The sequence below is a fragment of the Microbacterium sp. Ld4 genome (assembly GCF_045066555.1).
In the GTDB taxonomy this organism is placed as follows: Bacteria; Actinomycetota; Actinomycetes; order Actinomycetales; family Microbacteriaceae; genus Microbacterium.
The window spans coordinates 89550-110757 of record NZ_JBISHE010000010.1; the positions used below are offsets into that span (position 1 = coordinate 89550).

15 protein-coding genes are annotated in these 21208 nt (G+C 68.8%); 10 read left to right on the forward strand and 5 right to left on the reverse strand.

The annotated features are described in order from the left end of the window. Positions 1-38: 38 nt before the first annotated feature. From purE to ACJJV7_RS06220, 6 genes are all read left to right on the forward strand, one after another. Entirely contained in the window at positions 39-506 is a 468-nt protein-coding gene (purE, locus tag ACJJV7_RS06195) for a 5-(carboxyamino)imidazole ribonucleotide mutase (protein WP_405373525.1), read from the forward strand. Between the two features lie 10 nt (positions 507-516). Further along, positions 517-1971 (forward strand): LCP family protein, encoded by a 1455-nt coding sequence (locus ACJJV7_RS06200; RefSeq protein WP_405373172.1) that lies wholly within the window; start codon positions 517-519, stop codon positions 1969-1971. A 19-nt stretch (positions 1972-1990) separates the two neighbouring features. Next, entirely contained in the window at positions 1991-3106 is a 1116-nt protein-coding gene (locus ACJJV7_RS06205) for a glycosyltransferase (RefSeq protein ID WP_405373174.1), read from the forward strand. Positions 3107-3186: 80 nt separating this feature from the next. Further along, positions 3187-5277, forward strand: coding sequence for an SH3 domain-containing protein (locus ACJJV7_RS06210; RefSeq protein WP_405373176.1), 2091 nt, complete (start codon positions 3187-3189; stop codon positions 5275-5277). A gap of 101 nt (positions 5278-5378) precedes the next feature. Beyond that, the gene (locus ACJJV7_RS06215; RefSeq protein WP_405373178.1) at positions 5379-6275 is read left to right on the forward strand and encodes an ABC transporter permease; all 897 of its coding nucleotides are present in this window, start codon (positions 5379-5381) and stop codon (positions 6273-6275) included. Then, the gene (locus tag ACJJV7_RS06220) at positions 6275-7018 is read left to right on the forward strand and encodes an ABC transporter ATP-binding protein (RefSeq protein WP_405373180.1); all 744 of its coding nucleotides are present in this window, start codon (positions 6275-6277) and stop codon (positions 7016-7018) included. Before ACJJV7_RS06215 ends, ACJJV7_RS06220 begins: the two co-directional genes overlap by 1 nt. Before the next feature lie 41 nt (positions 7019-7059). On the opposite strand, the gene ACJJV7_RS06225 is transcribed toward ACJJV7_RS06220, so the two are convergent. The 3 genes from ACJJV7_RS06225 to rfbA are packed head-to-tail and all read right to left on the reverse strand — an operon-like array spanning position 7060 to position 10327. Then, complete coding sequence (locus ACJJV7_RS06225; RefSeq protein WP_405373182.1) at positions 7060-8463, reverse strand: sugar nucleotide-binding protein; 1404 nt, start codon at positions 8461-8463, stop codon at positions 7060-7062. Continuing rightward, a complete protein-coding gene (gene rfbB / locus ACJJV7_RS06230; RefSeq protein WP_405373184.1) occupies positions 8460-9458 on the reverse strand; it encodes a dTDP-glucose 4,6-dehydratase in 999 nt (332 codons plus the stop codon). Before rfbB ends, ACJJV7_RS06225 begins: the two co-directional genes overlap by 4 nt. Then, positions 9458-10327, reverse strand: coding sequence for a glucose-1-phosphate thymidylyltransferase RfbA (gene rfbA, locus ACJJV7_RS06235; RefSeq protein WP_405373185.1), 870 nt, complete (start codon positions 10325-10327; stop codon positions 9458-9460). The genes rfbB and rfbA overlap by 1 nt, the downstream gene beginning before the upstream one ends. Positions 10328-10418: 91 nt before the next feature. On the opposite strand from rfbA, the gene ACJJV7_RS06240 reads away from it, so the two are divergent. The 4 genes from ACJJV7_RS06240 to ACJJV7_RS06255 are packed head-to-tail and all read left to right on the forward strand — an operon-like array spanning position 10419 to position 17300. Then, positions 10419-13628: a glycosyltransferase gene (locus ACJJV7_RS06240; RefSeq protein ID WP_405373187.1), complete on the forward strand. Its 3210-nt coding sequence runs from the start codon at positions 10419-10421 to the stop codon at positions 13626-13628. Between the two features lie 26 nt (positions 13629-13654). Further along, entirely contained in the window at positions 13655-14764 is a 1110-nt protein-coding gene (locus ACJJV7_RS06245; RefSeq protein WP_405373188.1) for an NAD-dependent epimerase/dehydratase family protein, read from the forward strand. Next, a complete protein-coding gene (locus ACJJV7_RS06250; protein ID WP_405373189.1) occupies positions 14761-16590 on the forward strand; it encodes a CDP-glycerol glycerophosphotransferase family protein in 1830 nt (609 codons plus the stop codon). The genes ACJJV7_RS06245 and ACJJV7_RS06250 overlap by 4 nt, the downstream gene beginning before the upstream one ends. Continuing rightward, complete coding sequence (locus tag ACJJV7_RS06255; RefSeq protein WP_405373191.1) at positions 16587-17300, forward strand: 2-C-methyl-D-erythritol 4-phosphate cytidylyltransferase; 714 nt, start codon at positions 16587-16589, stop codon at positions 17298-17300. The genes ACJJV7_RS06250 and ACJJV7_RS06255 overlap by 4 nt, the downstream gene beginning before the upstream one ends. Before the next feature lie 13 nt (positions 17301-17313). Here the strand turns inward: ACJJV7_RS06255 and ACJJV7_RS06260 are convergent, their stop codons facing one another. Further along, on the reverse strand, positions 17314-18720 hold the full coding sequence (locus tag ACJJV7_RS06260; protein WP_405373193.1) for an SDR family NAD(P)-dependent oxidoreductase: 1407 nt from the start codon (positions 18718-18720) through the stop codon (positions 17314-17316). Between the two features lie 57 nt (positions 18721-18777). Next, a complete protein-coding gene (locus ACJJV7_RS06265) occupies positions 18778-21201 on the reverse strand; it encodes a CDP-glycerol glycerophosphotransferase family protein (RefSeq protein ID WP_405467831.1) in 2424 nt (807 codons plus the stop codon). Between the last annotated feature and the right edge of the window lie 7 nt (positions 21202-21208).

Here is a 21208-nt window from a genome sequence, read left to right on the forward strand (position 1 = left end):
CGCTGCACTCCTCCTCGTCCCCGCTCGTGGGCGTCGTCATGGGATCCGATTCCGACTGGCGCGTGATGAGCGACGCCTCCCAGGTGCTCACCGATTTCGGCGTCGCGCATGAGGTCGAGGTCGTCTCCGCCCACCGGACCCCCGACAAGCTGCTGCGCTACGGGCGCGGGGCGCGCGACCGGGGGCTGCGGGCGATCATCGCCGGTGCCGGCGGGGCGGCGCACCTGCCGGGCATGCTCGCCTCCGTCACGACCCTTCCCGTGATCGGCGTCCCCGTGCAGCTCGCGACGCTCGACGGGCTCGACTCCCTCCTCAGCATCGTCCAGATGCCCGCCGGGATCCCGGTGGCGACCGTGTCGATCAACGGCGCGAAGAACGCCGGACTGCTGGCCGCGCGCCTCCTCGGTGCCACGGATGCCGACGTCGCGGCCCGCCTCGAGGCGTACGCCGCCGATCTCGAGACGCAGGTCGAAGAGAAGAACCGTCGACTGAAAGACTCCCTGTGAGGTTCCGCGCGTGAGTGTCGCCAGTCCGCCGCGCCCGTCGCCCTCGGCATCCCGCCCCCTGCTCGAGGAGCGGCCTCTCCGCAACCCGGATGCCTCATCGGTGTCCGTGATGTCCCGTCGAGCCTGGTGGCTCGTCGGCGCGAACTTCCTCATCCCCGGCTCGGCGCAGGTGCTCGCCGGAAACCGACGACTCGGCCGGGTGGGGATCGTGGCCACGCTGGTCATGTGGACGCTCATCGTGATCAGCGTCGTGGCCGCGCTCGTGTGGCGCACCGGGCTGACAGCGATCCTCACATCGTGGTGGGTGCTCACGGCGGCCCAGGTTCTCCTGTGGGTGTACGCCGTGCTCTGGATCGTGCTGGCCGTCGACACGCTGCGTATCGCGCGACTGGGCCGTGTTCCCGCACGGACGGGTGTCGCGGTGACGGCGGCGGCGCTCGTGCTGGCCCTCGTGCCGAGCGCGGGAGCTGCGTACGCCGCGCAGTCGGTCGTCGCCCCGCTGCGGTCGGGCCTCGCGATCTTCGCGTCGGGGCCGAGCGTGCAGCCCTCCGACGGTCATTACAACTTCCTGCTCCTCGGCGCCGACAGCGGCGAGGGCCGGGATTCGATGCGGTTCGACAGCATCTCCGTCGTCTCCGTCAACGCGGACAGCGGCGCCGTGACCATCTTCGGCATCCCCCGCGATCTCCGGCACACCAACTTCTCCGCCGGTCCCATGCAGGACCTCTATCCCGACGGGTTCGAAGGCCACGTGTCGCCGTCGTGCGGCTGGGGTTCGGGGATCAACCAGCTGACGAACGCCGTGGAAAGCTGCCGGGAGGACCGCGGCGAGGGACTGTACCCCGACGCCGCCGCGCAGAACTCGACACCGGCCGTCGAAGCGACGAAGGATGCCGCGGAGGCGATCCTCGGCATCGACATCCCGTACCACGTCTTCATCGACATGCACGGGTTCGCCGACCTCGTCGACGCCCTCGGCGGCGTCGACATCACCGTCAAGGAACGTCTTCCGGAAGGCCCCGGCCCCCGCTTCAAGAACCAGCCGGTGGAGGACTGGGCCACCGGGTGGATCGAAGAGGGCCGGCAGACGATGGATGGAAAGACCGCGCAGTGGTACGCCCGGTCGCGCTACACCACGAGCGACTTCGACCGGATGCGCCGCCAGCGGGAGCTGCAGACCGCGATCCTGTCGCAGGCGACTCCCACGACCGTCCTCGCCCGATTCAGTGACATCGTGGCTGCGGGTAAGAACCTCGTCCAGACCGACATCCCCGACTCGCTCCTGCCGTTCCTGGTCGACCTCGCCGTCAAGGCCAAGGAGCAGAAGGTGCAGACGCTCGAGATCACGCTGGAGGGCGCCGGCATCAACCCCGACGACCCGACCGACGCGGAGTGGGCGAGCGTCCGGGAACAGGCGGACGCGCTCCTGCATCCGGTCACTCCCACCCCGACACCGGCTCCGTGAGGGCCGTACTGGAGTCCCGATGACGACGACCCTCCGTGTGCTGATCGAGCAGCCGACACCTCTCAGCGACGCCGACTCGACGCAGGCCGCACGCGACGTGGCGCTCGCGCTCGCCGCGACCACGCCGCGAGGGTGCGAGGTGCGCGCGATCGCCCCGAGCGACGCCGATGCCGATCTGGCCGGGGCCATGCCGTCGCTCGCCGGGGTCGACCGCCTGGCGATGCCGGGCGCCGCGGTCGCGACGCTCTGGCGGCTGGGCGCGCGGGGAGGTGCGGGGGAGGGGCTCATCCACTCCCCATCCCTCGCCGCGCCGCTCGTCCGGCACGATCGCGTGCACGAACACGATCAGACGGTCGTGACGCTGTGGGATCTGCGGCCCTGGGAGACCCCGGATGAGCTTCCCCGGGCTGCGGTCGCATGGGCGCGAGCCATGCTCAAGCGCGCCGTCCGACACGCCGACGCCGTCGTGGTCCCCACGCACTCCCTGGCGCGGCGGCTCAGCGAGATCGCTCCGCTGGGCGATCGCGTCCGCGTCGTGTCGGGCGCACCCGCCTCGTCGTTCCGGGTTCCGTCCGACGAGATCGGTCGCCGACGGGACCTGACCCTGCCCGAGGGGTACCTCCTCGCGAGCGGGTCGAGTGCACCGTCGGCCAATCTGCGGGCGGCTTTCGAGGCGATCGCGGCGACCGGCCGCGACACCGCGGTGGTCGTGCTCGACGCGCCCGACGGCGATGAACCGGCGATCGTCGAGCTCGCTTCGGCGGCGGGCCTCCCCGAGCGACGGCTGCACATCAGGGGGCGGTTGGATGCGCCCGACCGCGCTGCCGTCTTCGCGGGCGCCGTCGCATTCATCGCCGCCGCAGAGGGTGGGGACTACCCATGGCGGGTGCTCGACGCGCTCCGCGTCGGCGTGCCGGTGGTTGGCGCCGACAGCGAGACCCACCGGGAGATCCTTCTCGACGGCGCGGTCCTGACCGTTCCCGGTGATCCGGCGGCCCTTGCCGCCGGAATCGACGACACGCTCTCGTCGACCGAGGCGGTCGAGCGTTTGTCCGTGCTGGCCACCGACCGGGGTCGTGCGTTCACCTGGGCGGGCGCGGCGGAGCGGATCTGGCAGCTGCACGCGGAGTTGTGAGTCGTCGTCACGCCGCGTGTCGATCGAACGAACTTCAGTCTCGGCTGGTATCTGGGCGCGACTTCCGTAACACTGATCACATGCGTCACACTCCGACCGTCCGGCGAGCCTGGCTCGACCGGCCTTCGGCGATGGCGCTCGTCATCGTCCTCGCCGCCGCCCTTCTCGCCGCGATCGTGCCCGCGGCGCCGGCTCGAGCAGCGGCCCTGCCGTCCTCGATTCTCGACGGCGGCACGATCATCAGCGACGAGGCGTTCTTCGACTCCGACTCGATGACGGCCCCGCAGGTGCAGAAGTTCCTCGAACAGCGCGTGCCCACCTGTAAAGCGACGACCGGCCCCGCCTGCCTGCGCAACTTCGTGGCAGATCTGCCGGCGAAGGTGGGGGACACCTACTGCAACGCCATCCCCGCGAAGCGCGGTGCGTCGGCTGCGGACATCGTGGTCACGATCAGCCGCGCCTGCGGGTTGAACCCGCAGGTTGTTCTCGTCATGCTGCAGAAAGAGCAGGGCCTGATTACCGCGACGAAGCCGGCGGAGTGGGCTTACCGCGCCGCGATGGGCATGAACTGCCCTGACACGGCCCCATGCTCGGCTGCGTCGGCAGGATTCGTGAACCAGGTCTACCTGGGTGTCCGGCAGCAGCAGGTCTACGCCTCCCACCCCACGCGCTACAACTACCGTGCCGGCCAGGTCAACACGATCAAGTGGCATCCGAACAGCGCGTGCGGCACGTCGCGGGTCTACATCGCCAATCAGGCGACCGCCAACTTGTACATCTACACGCCGTACCGGCCCAACGTCGCCGCGCTCGCGGCCGGCTATGCCACGGGTGACGCGTGCTCGAGCTACGGCAATCGCAACTTCTACAACTACTACGTGCAGTGGTTCGCACCGGGGGCTTCGCCGTCGAAGGGCGCACCGGCGCTCGTCTCCGCCTGCACCGTTCCCGCATCGGCCGACATCGCCACCGCGTCGGGCACCGTTTCGCTCGCGAGCGCGACGACGGCACGGAAAGCACCGACGACGACATGCGGCACCGGTGCGACGGCGCTGACGAAGGGTGCGAAGGTCACCCTCACCGGGTCCTACGGGTCTTGGCGCCGGGTGAAGGTCGGGTCCGCGACGTCATGGCTCCCGTCTTCCGCTCTCTCGTCCGGCAGCCCGGCCGGTGGCAACGTCTGCGCCGTCCCCGCGGAGTCGAGCGTGGCCAAGGCCGGTGGCAAGGTGACTGTCACGGGCGCATCGACTTTGAATGCGCGCAAGGCGCCGACGACGGCCTGCACGACGGGACGTCTCAGCCTCGCCGAGGGATCGACCTACACGCGGACGGGCACATTCGGCGAATGGTGGCGCATCACGGTGTCGGGCTCCGCCTATTGGGCGCACAGCGACTACCTCAAGGTTGCGACCGTCGCCCCGGCGCCGACGAAGCCCACGCCCTCCCCGGTTCCTCCTAAGCCGACTCCCACGCCCGCAGTGCCTGCGCCCACCCCGACGCCGTCCCCGGCGCCGCCCGTGACGCCCACGCCGAGCACCCCGCCGGCGGTCACGCCGAAGCCCACGCCGGCGAAGCCCCCGGCAGCCGCCTCCAAGGTCCGGTACACGAAGGATGCCGTGCACCTGCGCACCGCGGCGGGCTCGACCAAGGTCGTCTCGACGCTTCTCACCGGCACGAAGGTGACGGTCGTCTCCACCAAGAGTGGGTGGACGCGCGTGACGGCGGGTTCGGCGAAGGGATGGATCGACTCGAAGCGTCTTGTGGCGCGGAAGCCCGCGGCGCCGAAGAAGAGCACGCTGCAGACATCCGCGAAGACGGTCATGCGTGTGGCGATCGTCAGCAGCAGCAAGGCCGTGAAGACGCTTCCCAAGGGCACCAAGGTGACCGTCGTCGACGGGACCGCGACCTGGCGTGCCGTCAAGGTCGGCTCGCACACGGGCTGGGTGAAGGCGAACACGCTGAAGTCGACGTCCGCAGCGAAGCCGAGCGCGACGGCGAAGAAGAAGACCACGGCCGCGCTCAATCTCCGGGCCACGGCGTCGACGGCAGGCAAGAAGATCACGACGCTCAAGAAGGGCACGACGGTGACCGTCACCGCATCCAAGGGTGCCTGGCGCAAGGTCACCGTCGGAACCCGCGTCGGCTGGGTCCACGGTCGCTACCTCAGGTGAGCGGGCGCACCGGAAGTGGGCAGGAACGGGTCCACTAGGATGGCGGATGGCCTCCCCGCCGACGGCAGCCGGCACGGGATCACGACACCGCTAGGAACCTTGTGACACAGATCGACTACAGCGCCTTCGATACGCCGGGGCGTGGACGAGGCATCCTCGATGTCTTCGAGTACCGATATCTGCTGCGTCTTCTGATCGGCAAGAGCACGTCTCTGCGCTACCGCAACTCGGTGCTCGGCTGGTTCTGGTCGTACGTGCGACCGACGATCCAGTTCCTCGTCTACTACCTCGTCGTCGGTCAGATCCTCGGCCTGCACGACCGGGTTCCGGCCTTCCCGCTGTACCTGTTCAGCGGGCTCGTCCTCGTCAACCTGTTCAACGACACGATGTCGGCGGCGACGAGCTCGATCGTGAGCAACAGGGCTCTCGTCCGGAAGATCTATCTCCCGCGCGAGCTCTTCCCGCTCGCCGCGATCATCGGGACCTTCACGCACTTCCTCCCGCAGCTGGCGGTCCTGCTCGTCGTGAGCCTGCTCTTCGGCTGGCTGCCCTCGTTCGCCTCCCTGGGCTTCGCGATCGCCGGCATCCTGATGGTGGTCGGGTTCGTGATGGGACTCGGTCTCTTCTTCTCCGCGATCAACGTGCGGTTCCGCGACGCGAGCAACTTCGTCGAGATCATCCGGACGATCGCCACCTGGTCGGTACCGATCCTCTACACGTGGTCGATGGTCCGCAATGTCGCGACCGACCACGGCATCCCGTGGCTGTTCGACCTGTACATGGCCAACCCGCTCGCGGTGGCCGTCGAGTTCTACCACCACGCGTTCTGGGGCTCTCTGCCGGCGGTCACGTCGGCCCAGCCCGCCCCGGACAACCTCGCATGGCCGCCGTCGTTCGAGTGGCACGTGGTCGCCGCGATCGGCGTCATCGTCTTCTCTCTGGTCGTCGGCCAGTTCGTCTTCCGGCGCTTCGAGCGCAGCTTTGCTCAGGATCTGTGATGTCTACGTCGTTTGAGAATCAGCCCCGCATCATCGTCGACCACGTGTCGAAGTGGTTCAACAAGCGCAGCACGCGCTCGCTGAAGGATGCCTTCATCAACACGGTCCGCGGCAAGCCCGTGCGGGCCAAGCAGTTCCACGCCCTGAACGACGTGTCCTTCAGCATCGGCGAGGGCGAGTCTGTGGCCGTCATGGGTCTCAACGGCTCGGGCAAGTCGACGACCCTCAAGCTCGTCTCCGGTGTGCTCGAGCCCGATGAGGGACGCGTGCTCACGCGCGGCAAGGTCGCCGGTCTCATCGAGGTCGGCGCGGGGTTCCACCCCGACCTCACCGGCCGCGAGAACGTCTTCTTGAACGCGGCCATCCTCGGGATGAGCGAGAAGGAGACGAAGGCCCGCTTCGATGAGATCGTCGCCTTCAGCGAGATCGGCGACTTCATCGACCAGGAGGTCAAGCACTACTCGTCGGGCATGTTCATGCGTCTGGCGTTCAGCGTCGCCATCCACGTGGAGCTCGATGTGCTGCTGGTCGACGAGGTCCTCGCGGTCGGCGATGCGCCGTTCCGCGCCAAGTGCAACATCAAGCTCAAGGAGCTGGCCGAGCGCGGCGTCACCATGATGGTGGTCAGCCACAGCAAGGGTCAGGTCAAGGAGCTGTGCTCGCGCGGCATTGTGATCCGGAAGGGCAACGTCGTGTTCGACGGGCCCATCGACGAAGCCCTGGAGATCCTCGAGAAGCAGTGAGTCGTCCCTTCCGGGCCCCTGGGGGCCCGGAAGGGGACCGTTCAGGCGAGGTAGGACCGCAGCGACTCGCGGAAGTCGGCGGGTGTGAAGCCGACCGACTCGATCTTGCCGAGGTCGAGGACCGACCACCGAGGACGCGGCGAGACCGGGCCGGCCGCCTTCGCGAAGTACTCGTCGGTGCTCACGCCCGACACACGGGAGCCTTCGTGCCCGCCGAGGGTGAAGACGTCGGCCGCGATGTCCGCCCACGAGGCGGGCTCGCCCGCTCCGGTGAGGTTGTACGTGCCGAAGGGGGCACCGCTGTCGATCAGATGGCGGATGCCGCGGGCGATCTCGTCCGTGAAGGTCAGGCGCCCGATCTGGTCGTCGACCACGGCCGGGTCGATGCCGCGTTCCGCGAGGGAGGCCATCGTGCGGACGAAGTTCTTGCCCTCGCCGATGACCCAGGAGGTGCGGACGATGTAGTGCTTCGGCACGGTGGACACCGCGGCATCCGCAGCGGCCTTCGTCTGCCCGTAGACGCCCAGCGGAGCGAACGCATGGTCTTCGCGGTAGGGCTCGTCGGACGCGCCGTCGAAGACGTAGTCGCTCGAGACATGGACGAGGGTGATGCCGTGGGCTGTCGCGATCCGGGCGAGCTGCGCCACTGCCGCGACGTTGGCGCTCCACGCGCCGGCGCGGTCGGTCTCCGCGGCGTCGACGGCCGTGTACGCGGCGGCGTTCACGATCGTGCCGTAGTCGCGCCAACGGCGCGCGCCCGAGAGGTCGGACGTCAGGTCGAGGTCCGCCCGCGTCGCGAATTCGACGGTCGGCACGCCCTCGTAGGCGGCGCGCACGGCGAGCCCCAGCTGACCGCCGGCGCCGACCACCAGTGTCTTCTTGGCGGAGATCGGCACGACGTCCGCCAGACGCGGGTGGGCGAGGTCCTTCGGGGAGATCTCGACCTCGGCCAGCGGAATCGGCCAGTCGATCGCCGCGGTCTCGTCAGCGAGGTTGAGGAACGAGTAGCTCGCGTCGGGCGACCAGTGGTCGTTCACCAGGTAGGTGTAGGCCGTGTCGGGCTCGAGTGTCTGGTACGAGTTGCCCACGCCGCGCGGCACGAAGATCGCCCGGGAGGGGTCGATCTCGGCCGTGAACACGGCGCCGAAGCTCGGGCCTTCGCGGAGGTCGACCCACGCGCCGAAGATTCGGCCGGTGGCGACGGAGACCCACTTGTCCCAGGGCTCGGCGTGGATGCCGCGGGTCGTGCCCACGGCATCGTTGAACGACACGTTGTTCTGCACTGGACCGAAGTCGTCCAGGCCGAGCCCGGTCATCTTCTCGCGCTGCCAGTTCTCCTTGAACCATCCGCGGCTGTCGCCGTGGACGGGGAGCTCCCAGAGCGTCAGCCCGGGGATGGTCGTCTCGATGGACTGCAGCTGCTTGCCGAACTCGGTCACGCTCACTGTCCCTTCGACGCGTAGAACGCCTCGACGCCATCCTTCGTGGGCGCCCACCACGACTCGTTCCGGCGGTACCAGTCGATCGTCGCGGCGAGGCCGGCCTCGAAGTCCTGGTACGAGGGGCGCCACCCCAGCTCGGTGCGCAGCTTCGTGGAGTCGATCGCGTAGCGGAGGTCGTGTCCGGCGCGGTCGGTGACGTGATCGTAGGCGTCGGGCGACTGGCCGCTGAGGGTGAGGATGAGCTCGACGACGGACTTGTTGTCCTTCTCGCCGTCTGCACCGATCAGGTAGGTCTCGCCGATCTCGCCCTTGTCGAGGATCGTGAGGACCGCCGACGAGTGGTCATCGGCGTGGATCCAGTCGCGGACGTTCTCGCCCTTGCCGTAGAGCTTGGGACGGATGCCGCGGATCACGTTCGTGATCTGACGCGGGATGAACTTCTCGACGTGCTGGAACGGCCCGTAGTTGTTCGAGCAGTTGCTGATCGTCGCGCGGACGCCGAACGAGCGCACCCAGGCGCGGACGAGCAGGTCGCTGCCGGCCTTCGTCGACGAGTAGGGCGACGACGGGTTGTAGGGGGTGTCCTCCGTGAACCGTGCCGGGTCGTCGAGCTCGAGGTCGCCGTACACCTCGTCGGTGGAGATGTGGTGGAAGCGGGTGTCGTGACGACGGGCCGCTTCGAGCAGCGTGTACGTCCCGATGATGTTCGTGTCGAGGAACGGCCGCGGGTCGTGCAGCGAGTTGTCGTTGTGCGATTCGGCGGCGTAGTGCACGACGGCATCCGCTTTTTCGAACAGTCCGTCGACGAGCTCCGCATCGGCGATGTCTCCGACGACGAGGCGCACCCGGTCTTCGGGCAGGGAGGCGAGGGACGCCTCGTTGCCCGCGTACGTCATCTTGTCGAGCACGGTCACGGTGTGATCGGTGTGCTCGACCACGTGGTGGACGAAGTTCGAACCGATGAAGCCGGCGCCGCCGGTCACGAGAAGGTGGGCCATCAACGTCCTCTTTCCAGGCACTGCAGCAGGTACGTGCCGTATCCGCTCTTGACAAGTTTTTCGGCGCGGACGCGGAGTTCGTCGTCGCTCAGGAAGCCCTGACGCCACGCGACCTCCTCGGGCACGCCGATGGACATGCCCGTACGCCGCTGCATCGTCCGGACATACTCCGCAGCGTCGGTCATGTCGTCGAACGTGCCGGTGTCGAGCCACGCGGTTCCGCGGGGGAGGACCTCCACGGCGAGGGTTCCTCGCTCGAGGTAGGCCCGGTTCACATCCGTGATCTCGTACTCGCCCCGGGGCGACGGCGAGAGGTTCCGCGCGATCTCGACGACATCGTTGTCGTAGAAGTACAGCCCGGGGACGGCGTAGTTGCTCTTGGGCGCGGCGGGCTTCTCCTCGAGGGACACCGCGCGCCCGTCGGCGTCGAACTCGACGACGCCGTAGGCCTCGGGCGAGGCGACCCAGTACGCGAAGACGGCGCCGCCGTCGACGTCGGCGTACTGCTTCAGCTGGCGGCCGAGGCTCGGGCCGTACAGCAGGTTGTCGCCGAGGACCAGGGCGACCTTGTCGTCGCCGATGAAGTCCGCACCGATCGTGAACGCCTGCGCGAGGCCGTCGGGGGACGGCTGCTGGGCGAAGCTCAGGGTGACCCCGAACTGCGACCCGTCGCCGAGCAGGCGCTCGAAGAAGGGGGCGTCGTGCGGGGTGGTGATGATCAGGATGTCCCTGATGCCCGCCAGCATGAGGGTCGACAACGGGTAGTAGACCATCGGCTTGTCATAGACCGGGATCAGTTGCTTCGACACCCCCAAGGTCAACGGGTGGAGCCTGGTTCCTGAGCCGCCTGCAAGGATGATCCCCTTCATAGGGCCATCGTTCCATACCGGGCGGGCTCGCACGGACGCCGTTCTGCGGGCCATCCGGGCGAAAGTCCGCCGGCGGACGTATCGTGGGCCCGTGCCGTATGTCTCCATCGTGATCCCGACCTACAACTCACCCGTCGACGGCCTCGAGCGCCTGGTCGCGTCTCTCGACGCCCAGACGCTCGATCCGAAGCACGTCGAGGTTCTCTTCATCGACGACGGCTCGACGGACGACACTTTCGATCGTCTCCAGGTGATCGCCGGTGCGCGCCCCCACGTGAGTGCGCGCCGGATCGAGAACTCCGGGTGGCCGTCCCGCCCTCGGAACATCGGCATCGACGTCGCCCGCGGCGACTACGTGCTGTTCATGGACCACGACGACGAGCTCTATCCCGACGCCCTCCGGGCGGGGTACGAGTTCGCTCGCGCCAACGACGCCGACGTCCTGAACGGCAAGGAGTCGTACACGCACACGCCGCACTGGGGGCTCGAGACATACCGCCGCGACGAGGCGCAGTCGATCGGACGCACCGACCACCACCCGCTCGTTCCCATGAACCCTCACAAGCTGTATCGCCGTGAGTTCCTTCTGGAGCACGCGATCCGCTTCCCCGAGGGGCGGAAGGTGCTGTGGGAGGACCAGTTCTTCAACATCGAGGTCGCCCGCCACGCTCAGGTGGTCTCGACCCTCGCGAGCGTGCCGTTCTATCACTGGGTGAAGACGAAGGGGAGCGGGTCCACTCTCTTCGTGCGGGCATCCGAACTCTGGTGGTCGATGATGGGGCGCCTTCTCGACTGGACGGTCGAGCAGCTGTCGGAGGAACACCTCGTCGCGCAGCGCGAACTCCTCCTGTCCCACCAATACGCGGTGCGGATCCTCGGGATGTTCGACGACGGGTACGCGAAGCGGCCCGAGAGTGAGCGCATCTTCATCTTCGAGCAGAGCCGTCGGGTCCAGGCCGACTACGACCTGAGCCGCTTCGACGGCGACCTCCCGCAGTATCGTCGCCGCAGGGCGGAGCTGCTTCGAGACGGTGACCGCACGGCGATGGAGACGCTCTGCCGAGCGGACACGCATCCGGTCGGCGAGACCGAGGCGACGTCACTGACGTGGCGCGACGGCATCCTCCACGTCGCCGGAAAGGCGGAGTGGACGACGAAGGAGAAGGCATCCCTCCCGCTCAGAGTCTCTGGTGAGCGCGTGGATACGCTGCTCCCCGACGACGTCAAGAACACGCTGCCCGCCTCGCTCGCGGACGCCACGGCCGAAGTGCAGGCGGCGGCAGCGGATCTCTCGGTACGCGACCGCTCGACGCGTGTGGTCTGGTTGACGCCGACCGAGCACTCGGTGGAGGTGGATGCCGCTCCCTCGGGAACCCGCGTCTCCGCGCCGTTCACGGGGACGGTGGACCCGGAGTCGGCAGCCATGGGCTCGCCGCTCTCGGCGGGGTATCAGGACCTCTTCGTCCGGTGCCAGCTGGGCGGCACGGTGAACCACCGGGCCATGAAGAGCACCCTCCCCGCCACCGTCACGGTCGCGCGGGGCCGGCTGCACCTCCTCTACCCGAACGACGGCGGCGCCGCGACGATCTTCGTCGACGGCGCGGTCGAAGCGGTGCGACGGCTTTCGCCCTCGCACCCCTCCCTCGACGAGGGAGGGGTCCTCCGCCTCGACCTCTCGGGCACACACGATGGAGCGGGCGAGGTCGAGACGACCGTCGCCTTCCGGTCGAGTGACGGCGCCTTGGGCGAGACCTCTGCGACTCTGCGGATCGAGGACGGGGCGGCGTCGCTGTCGGTGGTGTCCCCGGCGCCCGGGGCCACTCTGCTCATCGGCGACCGCGTGCCCGGCGGCCCTGCCGGGTGGGACTTCACCCTCGATGAGGACGGTGCGCCTCGGCTGGCGCCGGCACGGAAGGCACCGGCTCCTCGCTCCGCCCGGGTTCTGCTGCTCACCAACCGCGACTCCGACAACGTCGGGGATCAGATCATCGAGGCGACGGCCATGTCCCTCATCCGCGCAGCGCTGACGAACCTCGGAGTCCCGGAGGGCGACGTCTCGGTGAACAGCCGCGCCGCGGGGATGATCCCCCAGGCCTACCTGGACACCGCGGATCCGACGCTCCTCGCTGACGCCAGGAAGACGATCAAGGCCGCCGACGTCATCGTCTTCGGCGGCGCGCCGGTGTTCAACTACCGCTACCAGCAGTTCTACCGGCGAACCATCACGACGCTCGAGCTCGCCGCGGAGTACGGCGTCCCGGTCATCTTCTCGTCCATCGGCATCGAGAAGTTCCACGAGGGCGATGCCCGTGCGGAGCGGCTCCGCGCGGCGCTCGCCGCGTCCACCGTTCGTCAGATCACGACCCGCGACGATCTGGACTCGCTCTCGCGCTTCGTCGCGGGCGCGGACATCCCGACTGCCCGCGTCGCCGACCCCGCCGTGTATGCGGACGTCGTCTTCGGTGCACCCCCGGCGGCGCCGAGTACGGCGCGACCCCGCATCGCGCTGGTGGTCACCCGGCAGGGGCTCGCTCAGGCGAACGGGGTGCCCTTCTCCGAGAAGGAGCAGCGAACGTTCTGGCGGGAGGCGATCGCCCTCATCACCAAGCGCGGCTACGACTACCGCCTGCTCACGACGGGGCACTTCGCCGACGAGATGTTCCTCGATGCGTTCGTTCGAGCGGAGCGAATCCCGAAGGGCAAGGTCGTCCACACCGTGAACTCGCCCGAGGAACTGGTCGCCGAACTCCGGGCGTCGGTCGGTGTCATCGCCTTCCGTCTTCACGCGAGCATCACGGCGTTCGCCTACGGCATCCCGTCCGTCGGCCTCTCGTGGAATCCGAAGGTGCCCGACTTCTACCGCGCGGTGGGATACGGCGGGCGCGCACTCGAGCGGAAGGACTGGACGGCGGCGAAGGCCGTCTCCGCTCTGGCCACCGCCATGCGGGAGGGCGTCCGCAAGGACCCGGTGTACCTGCACACGGTCTACGCGGCGCTGTTCGAGGCGCTCGGGAGCGTCGTCGCCCCCGATGGAGACGCCCGTGCCTGGTCGCCTGACGAGCTGCCGGCGAAGCTCCCGCCGTACCCCGGCACCTCCGCCTCGCTCTACCGCGAGCGGGTGCAGAACAAGCTGCGACGCATCTATCAGTCCTACCGGAAGCATCGGGTGGGCGCGTCGCCCGCCGGACGCGGTCTTCCGGAGCGAGTGCTGCGTTCGGGCGTGCGTCGAGCGCGCCGGCTGGGAGGGCGCGTGATCCGAGGGCTGCGTCGCCGGCTGGGCGGCGGATCTCCCCGGCGGTGAGCGGGTGGTGACGTAGAATCGCTCAGATGTCGACCCACACTCCGGCGGATGCCGATGCGACCCCGACGAGCGTCGATGTGACGGTGACAGGAAGCTCCGTCGTCGACCGCGACCTCGCGGAGATCCTGGCCCGCCCGCTGCCCTGGGCGGACCTCGCCGGCAAGACGATCCTGGTGTCGGGTGCCGGCGGGATGATCCCCGCCTACGCCGTCTATACGCTCCTGGCACTCAACGAGCGCGACGCGGCCGGCATCCGCGTCCTCGGGATGGTCCGGGACGTGGACAAAGCGCGCCGCTTCTTCGGGGCGGTGGCGGACCGCGCCGACTTCGAGCTGGTCGCCGGTGATGTGGCGAAGGAGATCTCGCTCGACCGCACGGTCGACATGGTCATCCACGGCGCCTCGCCGGCTCGGCCCTCCCTCCACGCCGCCAGCCCGGTCGACACGATCCGCGCGAACGTGAGCGGGGCCTTCGGTCTCCTCGACCTGTGCGTGCGGTCGGGGGCCGCACCCTTCGTCCTGATGTCGTCGGCCGAGGTCTACGGGCAGCGCGCCGACGACGGCTCGCTCGTCGCTGAGGGAGATTACGGGTCGGTCGACATCCTCACGCCCCGCGCCTCCTACACCGAGGGCAAGCGCGCCGCCGAGACGATCGCGGTGAGCTACTCCGCCCAGTACGGCGTTCCCATCACCGTGGCCCGCTTCGGGCACATCTACGGGCCCGGTATGGCTCTCGACGACGGCCGGGTCCAGGCCGACTTCACCGCCGACGTGCTGGCCGGTCGCGACATCACGCTCAACAGCGACGGCAGCGCCCGGCGCACGTACACCTACCTCGCCGATGCCATCTCCGGCATGTTCGCGGCGATCCTCCTCGGGGAGAGCACGGCGTACAACATCTCCGACCGGGGCGGCTTCATCAGCATCCGCCAGCTCGCCGAGGCCTTCACCGCCGCTCGACCGGCGAAGGGGCTCCAGGTGCGCTTCCGAGAGGGCGTCGACGTGTCGGCATACAACCCGGTCAAGGGTCAGGGTCTCGACGACACCCGGCTCCGGAGCCTCGGCTGGAGCCCGCACGTGGGCTTGGAGTCCGGGGTGGATCGCACGATCGCCTGGCACGAGGAGCGACAGTCATGACGATCGACGCGTCGGTCTCCGCATCCACGAACGGGGGGTCCCTCGAGTTCACCGACGAGCTCGAACAGGTCGTGCGTCCCGTTCCGCCCTATCACGTGACCGTCGAGCGGATGAGCTGGGAGCGCGCTCTCCTCACGATCCGCATCAACGTCGAGCAGACCGGCGAGTGGGAGCCCCTGGCGCCTGAAGAGGACGAGGAGCCCGCGCCGGCGATCGCCTTCCGCCTCGTCGACGGAAAGCGTCGACGCCCGGTGCCGTTCACCGACCTCGGCGGCGGGCAGTACGAGCTCAGCGTCAACGTCCCCACGTTCGCAGACCGCCAGGGCATCCCCAACGGCACCTGGCGGATCGTCCTCTATGCGCACGGGGAGCGCGCCATGCCGGCGGTGTTCGACGGAGCGGCGCTCCTCGATCTCGACCAGGCCTCCCGGGTCTTCCTCTACGACGGCAACCGCGCCGTCCTCACCGTCTCCTTCGGCATCGCGGAGAACCCCGCCGATCTGGACCGGCTCGACTTCCTCATGCGGACCTACCACCTGTTCCGCGAGCGGCCGAAGCCCAAGAAATTCCGGCCCGTCAAGCGCCTCAAGAAGCTCACCCTGGGCGACCGGGCGAAGCAGAAGTACGCCGGCCTCATCTACCGCGCCGTCAACCGATGGGTGGGAGTCCAGCCGGGGCGCATCCTCTTCGCCTCCGATCAGAGGGTGGCGATCGAGGGCAACCTGCGCCGGGTGCAGGAGCGGATGTTCGAGCGCGGCCTCGACCGCCGGTTCGACCTGAAGTACTCGTTCCGCCTGCCACGCTCGGGTGGCTGGCGCACCACGATCCGCATCATCTACCTCCTGGCGACGAGCGAGATCGTCCTCCTCGACGACTACTTCGGCATCCTCAAGAGCCTGCAGATGGATCCGAAGACGAAGGTCATCCAGCTCTGGCACGCCGGGAGCGGATTCAAATCCGTGGGTTACAGCCGCTTCGGCAACCTCGGATCGCCGAAGCTGTGGCATCCGCACCGGCAGTACACCTTCGCGATCACCGGTTCGGAGCACCTTCGTCACGTCTACGCCGAGGCCTTCGGCATCGAGGAAGAGGCGGTCATCCCCACCGGTCTTCCGCGCGTGGACTGGTTCCTCGATCCCGTGCGCCGGGATGCCTTCACCGAGGAGTTCTACGCGGAGCACCCGCACCTGCGCGGAAAGCGCATCGTGCTGTTCGCGCCGACGTTCCGGGGCCGGTCGATCTACACCGCGTTCTACGACTACGACCAGATCGACTTCGACGGCCTCTACGAGATGTGCGGCGACGACACGGTCGTCCTCTTCCGCATGCACCACTTCGTCAAGGACCCGATCGACATCCCTGAGGAGTACCGCGACCGGTTCTTCGACTTCACGCACTTCTCCGACGGGCTGAACCTCCTCCACGTCACCGACGTGCTGATCACCGATTACTCGTCGATCATCTACGAGTTCTCCCTCCTCGATCGGCCGATGCTGTTCTTCGCGCCCGACAAGGTGAACTACTCGGCGACGCGCGGCTTCCACCGCGAGTACGACGAGACCGCGCCCGGCAGGGTGGCGATGACCTTCGACGACGTGATCGACGCGCTCCGCACCGGCGAGTACGAGCAGGAGAAGGTCGCGCGCTTCCGGGCGGAGAACTTCGACCGCATCGACACCGGCGCCGCCGACCGGGTCATCGACTGGCTCATCCTGGGCGATCCCGACACCACCGCGCTCACCGAGAGCCCAAGCCCCGAATCCGACCGAGAAGACGAGGCCGTCGATTCCGCTGAGAACGACGTGCCCGAAGAGGAGATCGCGTGAACATCGCCATCATTTTCGCCGGCGGGATCGGTTCCCGCATGACCTCGGCGACGCTGCCGAAGCAGTTCCTGGAGATCCACGGCACGCCGCTGATCGTGCACACGATCCAGCACTTCCAGGATCACCCTGAGATCGACCGCATCGCGGTGTCGATCCTGCCGCAGTGGCGTGACCGCTTCGCGCGGCTCGTGGCGCGCTACGAGCTCACGAAGGTCAACTGGATCGTCGACGGCGGCGCGACGGGCCAGGAGTCGCGCCACCGCGCGCTCCGCGCCGTGGCGAACGAGGCGCCCGGCGACACGGTCGTGCTGCTGCACGACGGCGTGCGCCCCCTCATCAACGCCGACGTGATCACGGCGAACATCGCGACCGTCCGCAGCCAGGGCCCCGCCATCACGAGCACGAAGTTCAACGAGACGATCATCTCGTCGTCGGACGGCGCCGTGGACGAGGTCATCCCGCGCGACCTGCTCTACGTCGCTCAGGCGCCGCAGAGCGCCCTTCTCGAGACGGCGCTGTCGGTCTACGACCAGGCTGTCGCCGACGGCGAGAACGACTCGATCGACACCTGCAGCCTGCTCCGCCGGTACGGGCACACCCTCTACCGCGTCGACGGGCCGCGCTCGAACATCAAGATCACGACCGCGGAGGACTACTACGTCTGCCGGGCCTTCTTCGACGTTCTCGAGCGCAATCAGATCGGCGGCTGATCCGCCGGCCGCGTCAGACCGCGTCGCCCGGGGTCAGGTCGCGCATCGCGGCGACCTGCACGGTCACGATCTGGCCCGTCAGCTCGGATGCCGCCACGTTGAGGGTGACACGGGCGACGTCGGCGGGATCGAGCAGTGAGTCGAGCGGCTCCTCACCGAAGGCCTGAGTGCGCATCGGAGTGCGAGTGCGCTGCGGATTGACGCAGTTGATGCGGACTCCCGCCTCCTCCCACTCCTCGGCGAGGGCCTGCGTGAGGTTCACGACCCCGGCCTTGGTCGCGGAGTACGTGCTGTAGCCGGCGCGGCCGCGCGTGTAGGAGCTCGAGGTGAACAGGACGACCTGGCCCGAGGTCTCCACCAGGTGGCCGAAGGCTTCGCGCGCGACGATCGCGGGCGCGATCAGGTTCACTTCGATCGTGTCCTTCAGGTCGCGCTTCGAGCTGTCGACGAGCGTGGCGATGCGCAGGACGCCCGCCGTCACGATGACCACGTCGATGCGCCCCACGGTCTTCTTGACCGACGCGAGCGCTTTGCGGACGGCCTTCGCGGACTTCACGTCGGTTCCGGTCGACGACCGGGAGAACTCGCTCACGACCGCGCCGGCGCGACGCGCCTGCTCGACGATGCTCTCGCCGATGCCGTAGCTGCCGCCGAAGATGACGATGCTCTTGCCAGCGAGGTCGGGAACCGAGGTCATGCTCTCCAGGGAGAGGCTCGCCGACTGCAGCTGGAAGAGCTTGTCGGCGATGTGGACGTCGATGGGCTCGGTGACCTTCATGTTCTCCGCGGTGCCGTCGACCACATAGATCGGCACGTCCGGGAGGTAGGTGAACACGACACCGCAGTCGTCGGTCGCGGTGAACGTCGGGTCGGTGGCGGCGATCTCGTACGCGCGGCGGATCGTCGCGAGGCGGAACGCCTGCGGGGTCTGCCCGCGGCGCAGGAGCGAGCGATTCGGGATGCCGGTGATGAGGCGGTCTTCGCCGACCTGGATGATGGTGTCGGCCGACGGGATCGCCGTGTCGACGGCGTCGTAGGAGTCGAGTGCCCGGACGCAGTCCTCGATGATGCGATCGTCGATGAAGGGCCGCACCGCATCGTGGAAGAGCACCTTGGTGTCATCGCCGTCGATCGCGGCGATCGCGAGCTGCGTCGTGTCGTTGCGCGTCTCGCCGCCCGGCAGGATGCGGGTCAGCTTCGGGAACCGGCCGCTCGTGAGCAGATGATCGAGCTCGTCGATCGCGACCGCGTTCATCATGATGATGATCTCGTCGATCACCGGACTCGCTTCGAGCGCTTCGAGAGTGTGCTCGACGATCGCTTTGCCGGCGATCTTGATGAGCTGCTTCGGGATGCCGAGCCCGACGCGCACGCCGATGCCTCCGGCGAGCACGACGGCGACGGTGCGGGGTGTGCTCACTGGGGAACTCCTCGGAGGACGGGGTGCGCGACCTGGTGCCTGTCGCGCACGTCAATCCTACGGGCGGCCGGGGGCCTCTACCGTGCCGCCCACGCGGGCGAGGACGAGCCGGGCGATCTCATCCGCGCAGGGCGTCGCCCCCGCCGCCGGCGCGGCGTCGCCGGGCACCTGCACCCAGCGGGCTCCGAACGCGGCCGACGCGGCGGCATCCGCTCTGCCGCCTCGGATCGCCGCGGCGGTCTCGTCGACGGTCCGGAGGATGGGGCCGGGCAGGTCGCGGCGGTAATCGAGGTAGAAGTCCCGGGAGGCGAGGTACTCGTCGAGGTCGGGGGCGAGGAAGTACGTCGGGATGTCGAGGAGGGCCGCCTCGTACAGGGCCGAGGAGTAGTCGGTGAGGAAGACGTCCGCCACGGTGAGGAGCTCCTGCGTCGAGAAGCCGGGCGCGGTGTCGACGGCGCCGAGGTCGGCGTGGACGAGCGGATGCAGCTTCACCACGGTGTGCACGCCGATCGCCTCGAGCGCCTCGCCGAGTGCGGTCGCGTCGACGGTCATCGCGCCGTCGAGCCGGAAGGTGGGGGCGTACACCGCGACGCGGGCCTCGCGCAGGTGCGGGTGCGCGGTGTAGATGCGCTCCCGGGTCTCGGCGCGCCGGGCGGGATCGCGGAGGCGGTCGACGCGGGGGAGCGGAGCGACGACGATGCGCTCGGGATCGGCGCCGAAGGCCTCCGCGTAGGGTTCGCGGCAGTCCTCGGCGCTGGCGAGGACGACGTCGTAGCCGGCGTGCATGCGCATCGCCGTGGCGAGGCGGGCGTCACGGCCTTCGCTCTGCCCGAGGATGCTGAGCCCGAACTTCTTGAACGCGCCCAGCGCGTGCCAGATCTGCACGACGGTGAGGTCGGGCTTGTGTCGCAGCACGCTCGCGACGATCGCGTAGGTGTCAACGACGAGCACCCGCGCCGTCGCCACGTGATACAGCTGCCGGAGCATGTGGAGCGCGTAGCGGATCTTCCCCGGGATGCCGGGAGGCACCATGCGGACGAGCGAGACGACCTGAACCGTCGGATCGAGGGCGAGCACGGCCGTCCGGATGTCGGCGAAGTCTTCGGGCTCGGTGTGGTGTTCCCGGCTGATCATGACGATCTTGCGCTGAGAGGGCAGCCGCTTGAGGGGTCCGTAGATGAGCGAGAGCCCGGTGCGGGCGACCCACGCGATCGCGGTCTGCACGTGCACCGAACCGCGGATGCGGGTGGGTTCGGGGGTGCCGCCGGCGGCGACGGGCTCGGCGACCAGCTCGACGCGGCGGCGGAGCAGGAGCTCCCGAACGATGCGCTCGCTCGATCGGCCGTCGCAGGCCGACATGAAGCGCCCCCGGAACGACGTCGTGTCGCCCCCGACGGTGGCGGTGCGGATCGCGGCCCCGAGCGCGGCCCCCTCGGTCACCAGCGGACCGGCGATGTAGTCCTCGAACGGGTGGTAGAAGTCCCGGCCGGCGGTGTACTCGGCGAGGTCGGGGCAGAAGTAGACGAGCGGACGGCCCAGCAGCGAGTACTCGAAGATCGCGGACGAGTAGTCGGTGATCAGGACGTCGGCGGCCATCAGGAGGTCGTTGAGCTCGCGCTCCCCGGAGGCGTCGAGAAGGCGCGGGTGCGCGGGCAGACGCCGGCCGAGGGGAGGGACGAACGGGTGCATCTTGACGAGGACCGTCCAGTCGTCGCCGAGGCCCGCCATGAGGTCGTCCCAGGGCACCGCGTCGATGTCGTACGATGCCGTCAGCTGACCGTTGCCGCGGAACGTGGGAGCGAACAGGGCGACCTTCTGATCCGCTCGGATACCCCACCTCTCGCGCACGGCGCCGGCGCGCGCAGCGATCTCGTCCGCGTCGAAGAACACGTCGGTGCGGGGCACTCCGAGGGCGTGCACACGCTCGACGTCGACGGCGAAGGCGTCGGCGTAGTCCGAGCGGACGCCCTCCGCGCTGACGGCCACATCGGTGTAGTTGCGATGGGCGAGCGACCCGGGCAGCGGGCCACCCGGCATCCCGACCCGGCTCCAGCCGACCTTCTTGAACGCTCCCGCGGCGTGCCACACCTGCACGAGGCGCGTTTCGCTGCGAAGGGTCAGCGGGTAGACCAGCGGGTAGAAGTCGTCGAGGACGACCGTCTGGGCGCGCGCGATCTCCCAGGGGAGGCGGAGCGCGTCGCGGAGCGGTCTGCGCGCACGGAGGCTGCGTTTGAAGAGCCCCACGATCTGCGCGTCCGGATCCTGGCGGCGCAGCTCGGCCTCGAGGAACGCGAAGTTCCCCGAGAAGCCGGACCGGGAGTCGGAGAGGAAGAGCACGCGGCCGGGCTGCACGGTCGTCGCCTTCGCGGCCAGCGCGTAGGCGGCCATATAGGGCAGGAACCGCCACCGCTGGAGGAGGGCGCTTCGTCGCAGGACGCTGCGGAGAGCGCGCACGGGGGACCTCCATGGCGGAATGGGCATCGGTCGA

Excerpts from the sequence above, each read along its gene's own strand:
- purE (WP_405373525.1), top strand. The coding sequence starts at position 39 with ATGGGATCCGATTCCGACTGGCGCGTGATGAGCGACGCCTCCCAGGTG.
- ACJJV7_RS06205 (WP_405373174.1), top strand. The coding sequence starts at position 1,991 with ATGACGACGACCCTCCGTGTGCTGATCGAGCAGCCGACACCTCTCAGC.
- ACJJV7_RS06210 (WP_405373176.1), top strand. The coding sequence starts at position 3,187 with ATGCGTCACACTCCGACCGTCCGGCGAGCCTGGCTCGACCGGCCTTCG.
- ACJJV7_RS06220 (WP_405373180.1), top strand. The coding sequence starts at position 6,275 with ATGTCTACGTCGTTTGAGAATCAGCCCCGCATCATCGTCGACCACGTG.
- rfbB (WP_405373184.1), bottom strand. The coding sequence starts at position 9,458 with ATGGCCCACCTTCTCGTGACCGGCGGCGCCGGCTTCATCGGTTCGAAC.
- rfbA (WP_405373185.1), bottom strand. The coding sequence starts at position 10,327 with ATGAAGGGGATCATCCTTGCAGGCGGCTCAGGAACCAGGCTCCACCCG.
- ACJJV7_RS06245 (WP_405373188.1), top strand. The coding sequence starts at position 13,655 with ATGTCGACCCACACTCCGGCGGATGCCGATGCGACCCCGACGAGCGTC.
- ACJJV7_RS06250 (WP_405373189.1), top strand. The coding sequence starts at position 14,761 with ATGACGATCGACGCGTCGGTCTCCGCATCCACGAACGGGGGGTCCCTC.
- ACJJV7_RS06265 (WP_405467831.1), bottom strand. The coding sequence starts at position 21,201 with ATGCCCATTCCGCCATGGAGGTCCCCCGTGCGCGCTCTCCGCAGCGTC.